General features: G+C 69.6%; 8 protein-coding genes. 3 read left to right on the top strand and 5 right to left on the bottom strand.

What is annotated here, in order from left to right; genetic code table 11:
* Window positions 1-87 precede the first annotated feature (87 nt).
* A complete protein-coding gene (locus J1N50_RS07660; RefSeq protein WP_215352198.1) occupies window positions 88-1,332 on the bottom strand; it encodes an ABC transporter permease in 1,245 nt (414 codons plus the stop codon).
* The gene (locus J1N50_RS07655; RefSeq protein ID WP_215352196.1) at window positions 1,329-2,279 is read right to left on the bottom strand and encodes an ABC transporter ATP-binding protein; all 951 of its coding nucleotides are present in this window, start codon (window positions 2,277-2,279) and stop codon (window positions 1,329-1,331) included. The genes J1N50_RS07660 and J1N50_RS07655 overlap by 4 nt, the downstream gene beginning before the upstream one ends.
* Window positions 2,280-2,346: 67 nt before the next feature.
* On the opposite strand from J1N50_RS07655, the gene queG reads away from it, so the two are divergent.
* Window positions 2,347-3,408 (top strand): tRNA epoxyqueuosine(34) reductase QueG, encoded by a 1,062-nt coding sequence (queG, locus tag J1N50_RS07650; RefSeq protein ID WP_215352174.1) that lies wholly within the window; start codon window positions 2,347-2,349, stop codon window positions 3,406-3,408.
* A 2-nt stretch (window positions 3,409-3,410) separates the two neighbouring features.
* Here queG and J1N50_RS07645 read toward each other — a convergent pair whose 3' ends face one another.
* Both J1N50_RS07645 and J1N50_RS07640 read right to left on the bottom strand, forming a co-directional pair.
* Window positions 3,411-3,779, bottom strand: coding sequence for a hypothetical protein (locus J1N50_RS07645; RefSeq protein WP_215352171.1), 369 nt, complete (start codon window positions 3,777-3,779; stop codon window positions 3,411-3,413).
* Window positions 3,776-4,456, bottom strand: coding sequence for an EI24 domain-containing protein (locus tag J1N50_RS07640; protein ID WP_215352169.1), 681 nt, complete (start codon window positions 4,454-4,456; stop codon window positions 3,776-3,778). Before J1N50_RS07640 ends, J1N50_RS07645 begins: the two co-directional genes overlap by 4 nt.
* 110 nt (window positions 4,457-4,566) lie before the next feature.
* On the opposite strand from J1N50_RS07640, the gene J1N50_RS07635 reads away from it, so the two are divergent.
* Together J1N50_RS07635 and J1N50_RS07630 are read left to right on the top strand one after the other, a co-directional pair.
* Window positions 4,567-5,565, top strand: a complete 999-nt coding sequence (locus tag J1N50_RS07635; RefSeq protein WP_215352166.1) for an adenosine kinase — start codon at window positions 4,567-4,569, stop codon at window positions 5,563-5,565.
* A gap of 72 nt (window positions 5,566-5,637) precedes the next feature.
* Window positions 5,638-5,895 carry a hypothetical protein gene (locus J1N50_RS07630; protein ID WP_215352164.1) on the top strand — a complete coding sequence of 86 codons (258 nt, stop codon included), beginning with the start codon at window positions 5,638-5,640 and terminating at the stop codon, window positions 5,893-5,895.
* A 1-nt stretch (window position 5,896) separates the two neighbouring features.
* Here the strand turns inward: J1N50_RS07630 and J1N50_RS07625 are convergent, their stop codons facing one another.
* Window positions 5,897-7,432, bottom strand: coding sequence for a lipopolysaccharide biosynthesis protein (locus J1N50_RS07625; protein ID WP_215352161.1), 1,536 nt, complete (start codon window positions 7,430-7,432; stop codon window positions 5,897-5,899).
* Between the last annotated feature and the right edge of the window lie 30 nt (window positions 7,433-7,462).

Below are 7,462 nucleotides of genomic sequence, written 5' to 3'. Positions count from 1 at the left end.
CCGCGCCGAAGGAAACGGCAGACCATGGACCCTGAAACAAGTTCAGGGTGACGATGCAGGATATGTCCGCTTACGGTCGAAACCGGCCTAGGCCCGCTTCCTCTTCCAAAACTTCCAGCCGCTGCCGCTGCTGAGCACGCCGGCGCGGAACAGGCGGACCGAGAGATAGACGGTGAGCGCGACCCAGATCGCCTGCCAGCCGAGCGCGAGCAGGTGGGCGCCGACCGCCTCGTCGGTCGCGGCGCGCGCCGCCATCGCGAAGGGCGAGGAGAAGGGGAAGATCTGCGCGAAGCGGGCGAGGCCGGTGCCGGGGGCGCTCGCCGCCGCGGCCGAGAGGCTGAACATCCCGACCTGGAAGATGGTGATCGGCAGGCTGAGCATCTGGATCTCGCGCACCGTCGCCGCCTGCGCGCCGACGCCGAGAAAGGCCGCGCCCAAAAGCAGGAAGGCCATGATGAAATAGGCGAGCGAGATGCCGAGGAAGAAGGGCCAGCCCGTCGCGGGCGCGGCCATCAGCGCGGGCTTGGCGGCGCCCGCGGCCGCGCCGGCCGCCGCGATGGCGGCGGGGTCGGCCTGAAGCGCGTAGAGAAATCCGCCGCCCGTCGCGAGCGCGAACCAGAAGGCGATGAAGAGTATCGCGACGCCGAGCATCCCGAGCAGCTTGCCGAGGAAGACGCTTTCGAGCGGCACTGCGGCGGCGAGAATCTCGATGACCTTGTTGCCCTTTTCCTCGGCGAGCGAGCTCACCGTCTGCCCCGCGAGCAGCAAGGTGAGCAGGAAGATGGCGAACACGGCGCCAAAGGCGAGGGTCTGCTGCGCCGCAATGCTGTTGCCGCCGTTCGAAAGGCTTTCGAAGCGCGGCGCCACGGGCGGCAGCGGCCCGGCGGCGCGCGCGCGTTGCACCTCGGCGGCGAGGAGGACGAGATAGCGTCCCGGGCTGCTGCCCGGTTCGCGCTCGACGATGCGCGGCGCGGCGGGCGGTCCGCTCATCACCGCATAGGTGTCGCTGCCCTTTTCGCGCGCGATGGCGACCGGATCGGCGGTCGGGGACGCGACGCGGAGCACAAGAACCGCGGGTTCGCGCGGCATCGCGGCGCGCAGCCGCGCATCGGCGGCGCGCAGCGCTTCGATATCGGCCGAATCGGCGATCGCGACGATCCGCCCCGCGCCTCGCGCGCTGTCGGCGAGCTGCGCGGCGCCGGTGCCGCCGGCGAGCGCCATCGCCAGCATGAAAAGCGGTGCGAGCAGGAAGAGCAGGAAGGTCGGGGTGGCGACGATGGCGAGGAAATCGCGGCGCGCGACGACGCGCATATTCCTGAGGAAGGCGTTCATGCCGCGGCCTCCTCGGTCGCGTCGTTTTCGGGCGAGGCGTCGAAACCCGCGTCGACCTGCCGCACGATATGGACGAAGGCGTCGTGGAGCGCCGGGCGCGCGATCGACAGGCCCGCGACGCCATGCCCGCTTGCGGTGATGCGCGCCAATAACGGCTCGACGTCGCGATCCTCGATCGCGAAATGCCACGCGTCGCCCCGGCGCGCCGCGTCGGCGGGCAGCAGCGCCGCGACTGCGTCTGCGTCGTCGCGCGGCGTATAGCGCACCTGCATCGGCAGCAGCGCGCGCGCTTCGTCGACGGTCCCCTCGAAGCGGCGCTGCGAGCGGGCGATGATCGCGAGCCGGTCGCAGAGGCGTTCGGCGTGCGCCATGACATGCGTCGAGAAGAGAATCGTCGCGCCGCGGTCGCGTTCGCGGCGGACGAGCATTTCGAGCCGTTCCTGGTTGACCGGGTCGAGCCCCGAGAAGGGCTCGTCGAGGACGATCAGGTCGGGGGCGTGGACGATCGAGCCGATCAGTTGGACCATCTGCGCCATGCCCTTCGACATCTTGCGGATTTTTTCGTCGATCACGCGTTCGAGGCCGAGTTCGGTCATGAAGGTGGCGGCGCGGCGGCGGCCTTCGGACCAGTCGAGCCCGCGCAGCGCGCCCATGAAGGCGATCGCCTCGCGCGCCTTCATGCCCGGATAAAGCCCACGTTCCTCAGGGAGATAGCCGATGCGATGGCGCACCGATTGCGGCTTGTGGCCGCCCAGCAACCGGCTCGTGCCCTCGTCGGGGTCGATGATGCCGAGCGTCATGCGCAGGCTGGTCGTCTTGCCCGCGCCATTGGGTCCGAGCACACCATAGATGCTGCCCGCCGGAACCCGAAGCGACACATGGTCGACCGCCTTGAAGCTGTCGAAATATTTGGTGAGGCCATCGGCCTCGACGGCGAGTTCGGTCAAGTGTCGGTCCCTGAACAAGATTTCGCGCGACTATGGCACGGGAGAGTCCATGTCGTATAGAGCGCCAATGGTTGCCGAAGCCTTGCCTCACCCCGAAACGCTCGAACAGCGGCTGGAGGCGGTCGCGCGCGCGCAGGGGTTCGCCGCCTTCGGGATCGCGCGCGCCGACGCTGCGCCCGAAACCGCGGCGCGGCTCGATCGCTGGCTGGCCGAGGGATGCCACGGCGACATGATCTGGATGGAAAGCCGCAGCAGCCAGCGCGGGTCGCCGCAAGGATTGTGGCCCGAGGTGCGGTCGGTGATCGCACTCGGCATGAGCTATGCGCCCGAGGTCGATCCGCTGGCGCTGGCCGAGGTTCCGACACGCGGCCGCATTTCGGTCTATGCGCAGGGCGCCGACTATCATGACGTCGTCAAGAAAGCGCTGAAAGCCGTAGCGCGCTGGCTCGTCGCCGAGGTGAAGGCGGCAGAGGTCAAGGTGTTCGTCGACACCGCGCCGGTGATGGAAAAGCCGCTCTCGGCGGCGGCCGGGCTCGGCTGGCAGGGCAAGCATACCAATCTGGTCAGCCGCGAGCATGGCAGCTGGCTGTTCCTTGGCGCTATCTACACGACGCTCGACCTTGCACCCTCGGTTGCGGGGCGCGATCGTTGCGGCAGCTGCGCCGCGTGCCAGCAGGCGTGCCCGACCGATGCCTTTCCCGCGCCCTATCGCCTCGATGCGCGGCGCTGCGTCTCCTACCTCACGATCGAGCATGACGGGCCGATCCCGGTCGATATGCGGCGCGGCATCGGCAACCGCGTCTATGGCTGCGACGATTGCCTGTCGGTGTGTCCGTGGAACAAGTTCGCCGACACCGCCGCGCGGCACAAGGCCTTCCTGCCGCGCGGCGAGCTGGTCGCGCCGGCGATCGCCGACCTGCTCGCGCTCGACGATGCGGGGTTCCGGCAGGTGTTCGCGGGATCGCCGATCAAGCGGATCGGGCGCAACCGGATGGTGCGCAACGCCGCGATCGCGGCGGGAAACAGCGGCGATGCGCGATTCCGGGCGCGGCTGGAAGCGCTGGCGCTGGACGAATCGCCGATGGTGGCCGATGCGGCGGCGTGGGCGCTTGCCGAACTGGCGTCCTGACGTCAGCGCCTGAGCGCGCTCACGCAGCTGTCGACATTGGCATCGCGCCCCTCGGGCGTGCGGGCGTCGACATGGGTCGCAACCGGCTCGGCGCCCTGTTTCGGGGCGTAATAATATATGTCGAGGATGCAGGCGGCGCCCGCGAACTGCAGCTTGCGGCCGGCACCCTCGGCAATGTCGAGGCGCGGCTTGCCGAATTGCGCCAGCGCCGCGCCGGCATGCTGGCCGACGAGGCTGTTGTGCTGGACGATGCGCGGGGTGACGGGTGGCGGCGCGGCGACCGGGCGCGCCGGGCGCGGTACGGCGGTGGTTCCGCAGCCCGCCAGCGCGGCTGCAAGCAGGATCGTCGGCAGCAGCCGGATCAGTTTCATCGCGGTTTCCCGTCGCTCAGGTGCAAAAGATGGACGGCCATAGCGGCGCTCAGGATCGGGGCCAACAGATTGGCGACGGGCACCACGAAGCTTGCGGCGGACAGCAGGCCGAGCGACCAGCGAGTCGGCCGGTCGAAGCGCGGCCGGTCGGGATGGCGCGCGCGCACCATCGCCTCGAGGTCGCGCCCGAGCAGCAGTGCATTGACGGCGAGGGCGAGGATCGGGGTGCCGATACTGGTGACGAGCAGCACGATATAGAGCGGCAGCGCGAGGAGGTTTCCCCCGATGAGGCGGCCGAGCGAGGCGAGCGCGAGCGCGATATTCTGTCGCCAGCCGACATCGATCGCGCGGCTTGCGGCGGCGGGATAGTGGCGCCCCTCGACATCGGCGACGATCGCGTCGGCGAACAGCCCGACGACGACGATCGCGACGGCGCGGAAGAGCAGCCAGCTTCCCGCGACGAGCGCGAGGGCGATCAGCACACCCGCCATGTCGAGGCTCGCACCGTCCAGCCAGCGCCAGTGCGCGAGCGCCCAGCGCACGCCGAAGAAGATCGCGGCACCGGCGGCGGCGAAGATCAGCAGGGTGAGCGCAAGACTTTGCGCGAGGATGCGGATCACGCGCGGGCTCGGCAAGTCCCTGAGGGCGAGCAGGAAAGCGTGGACGGCGCGGGTCATCATAGGGGAATGGGGCGCGGCGGGCCGCTTCGTCAAGCGATGCGCTTGCCTAGACGCGCTGTCGCCCCTAAAGCGCGCGGCAGTTTTCCCCGACCAGCACAGGATTTTTCATGGCCTCCACCGCCCGTTTCGACGTCGTCGCCATCGGCAACGCCATCGTCGATGTTCTTGCCCGCGCCGACGATGCGCTGATCGAGGCCGAGGGCCTGACCAAAGGATCTATGCGGCTGATCGACGCCGAAGAGGCCGAACGTCTCTATGCGGCGATGGGGCCCGCGGTCGAGGTTTCGGGCGGCTCGGCCGCGAACACGCTCGCGGGCATGGCGGTGCTCGGCGAACGCTGCGCCTTCATCGGCCAGGTCGCCGACGACCAGCTCGGCCATGTCTTCACCCACGATCTGCGCGCGCTGGGCGTCGCTTACGAGACGCCGACGCTCAAGGAAGGCGCGCCGACCGCGCGCTGCCTGATCCTCGTCACCCCCGACGGGCAGCGGACGATGAACACCTTCCTGGGGGCCAGCCACCTGCTCGAGCAGCGGATGATCGACGAGGCGTGGATCGCCGACGCCGAGATCCTCTATCTCGAAGGCTATCTGTGGGATCCCGAACTGTCGCGCGCGGCGATGCGGCGCGCGATCGACGTGTCGCGCGCGGCGGGGCGCAAGGTCGCCTTCACGCTGTCCGACGCCTTCATCATCGACCGCCACGGCGCCGATTTCCGCAAGCTGATCGGCGCGGGACTGTTCGACATATTGTTCGCGAACGAGGTCGAGATCTGCGCGCTCGCCGAAACCGGGGATTTCGAGGCGGCGGTCGCCAAGATTGCGCCGCAGGTGCCGCTGCTCGTCGTCACGCGCGGGGCGCACGGCGCGATCGCGCTGCGCGACGGGATACGAACCGAAGTCGGCGCCGAGCCGATCGAGACCGTCGTCGACACGACGGGGGCGGGCGACCTGTTCGCGGCGGGATTCCTCTCGGGCCTCGCCGAAGGGCGGCCGATCAAGGATTGTCTGACGATGGGCGCGGTGTGCGCGCGCGAGATCATCGCGCAGGTCGGCCCGCGCGCGCAGACCGACCTGAAGGCGAAGGTCGCCGCGCGCCTCGGCTAGGGTCAATATCCCGGGAACTTTTGCGTTCGCCGAAGCGTCCTTAGCGCCATAGTGCAAAAAGGAGGCTTCGATATGGCCGACGAAATCCACACGACGCGCGATCCCGACGGGACGACGCACACCACCACGGTCATCGACCGCGAACCGCGCCGCGGCGGCGGGATCGGCGTTGGCCTGATTGTCCTCGTCGCGATCGTGATCGCGGCCTTTTTCGCTTTCCAGTTCCTCGCGAACGACAAGACCGAAACGGGCGCGATCACCGAGGCGGCGCAGAAGGTCGGCGACGCCGCACAGGATGTCGGCGACGCGGCGCAGAAGGCGGTCGATTAGCTCAGGCGGCCGGCGCCGCGGGCTCGGGGTGCTTGCGGAACAGCGCGCGGTCGGCGGGGCCGAAGCCGCGGGTCCAGATCAGCCAGGCGTAGATGCCGAGGATGAAAGGGACGCCGATCAGCAGCTCGGCCCATTCGGGGAGCTTCGTCGCGCCCCAGCCGAGCACCGTCGCGCCTGCGGTCGCCCAGACGAGCGCCCAGCGCAGGCTGTTGACCGGCGCGCCGAGGATGTGCGCAAGCAGCCGCGCCTTGACCAGCGACGCGAATCCGAGCGCAAGCATCAGCGCGAGCGCGACCGCGGCGGCATAATAGATCGGGTCGAGCCCCATCGAGCGCGCGACGAGGATCAGCGCGACGCTGAGCACCGCCTGCAGCGCGAGCGTCGCGAGGCTGATCAGCAGGTTGCGGTGGCGCGCGACATAGACGAGCGCGGCCTCGCTGACGACCGCGGTGGCGGCGACGACCTCGGCAGCGAGGAGGAAGGCGAGCGCCCCCGCGCCGCCGACGAACTGCGGTCCGACGAGGCCCATGACGGCCTCGCCCGGAATGCCGAGCGCGAGCGCGATGCCGGCCTGCGCGGCGATGATCCAGAAGCCGACCTGGCTGACCTGCGCCGCCACGGCGGCAAGGCGCTTTTCGGCGAGGTTGCGCGTGATCACGGGGCCCAGGATCGGCTCGAAGCTGGTCTTGAGCTTCTGCGGCAGCGAGGCGACCTGCTGCGCCATGTAATAGATGCCGTAGATCGTCGGCGAAGTGAACTGGCCGAGGATGAAAAGGTCGAGGCGGCGCGTCCCCCATTCGATCGCATCGGCAGCGGCGAGCGGAGCGTTGCGCCGCGCAACTTTGAAGAGGTGCGCGGGGTGCGGTTGCCAGCCGCGCGGCCCGCCATAGTGGCGGATCATCGGCACGAGCGCGGTCAGGAACGCGCCGACCATCGCGCTGCCGTAGGAGAGCATCAGCCCGTCGCGCGGCGAGACGAACCAGAAGCCGGCGGCCGCGATGCTGATCACCCAGGGCTCGACCACCGCGCGCGCGCGTACCGTCGCGCCGACGTCGTAGCGATAGGCGCAGGCGGCAAGCGCGATATCGGTCCCCGCGATCGCGAAGACCAGCAGCGCCATCCAGCGATCGGTGCCGTCGATCGCTCCGGCGGGGAACATCAGATTGGGGAAGAGGAGCAGGATCGCCGAGCCCGCCGCCGAGGCGAGGAAAGCGACGAACATCCCGTCCCAGACGACGGTGCGCTGGTCGGCGCCCGGCGCGCTCAATTGCTCGGCGAGGCCGCGCTTGAGGCCGAGCGTCGCAAGCTGCGCGACGAGTTCGATCACGAGGACGGCGAAGGCGAAGCGCCCGACCGCTTCGGGTCCGTACCAGCGGCCCGCGAAATAGAGGAAGGGCAGGCGTGCGACGAGGCGCAGCACGAAGCCGAAGAAATTGGTGCGGCCGCCCTTGGCGAGCGCGGCGGTATCCGCCTCGGCCTGCGGCGCCGTGGCGGACGGATCGGGGGTGCGCGCGGTCGCGCTGTCCGTCTGGCTCAAGCCTGGCGCCCCTTCTGCATGTCCCCGCGC

It is taken from the genome of Sphingopyxis soli, assembly GCF_018682675.1.
In the GTDB taxonomy this organism is placed as follows: domain Bacteria; phylum Pseudomonadota; class Alphaproteobacteria; order Sphingomonadales; family Sphingomonadaceae; genus Sphingopyxis; species Sphingopyxis soli.
Note: the sequence above shows the minus strand (reverse complement) of the source record. Positions and strands in the feature narration are given on the sequence as shown.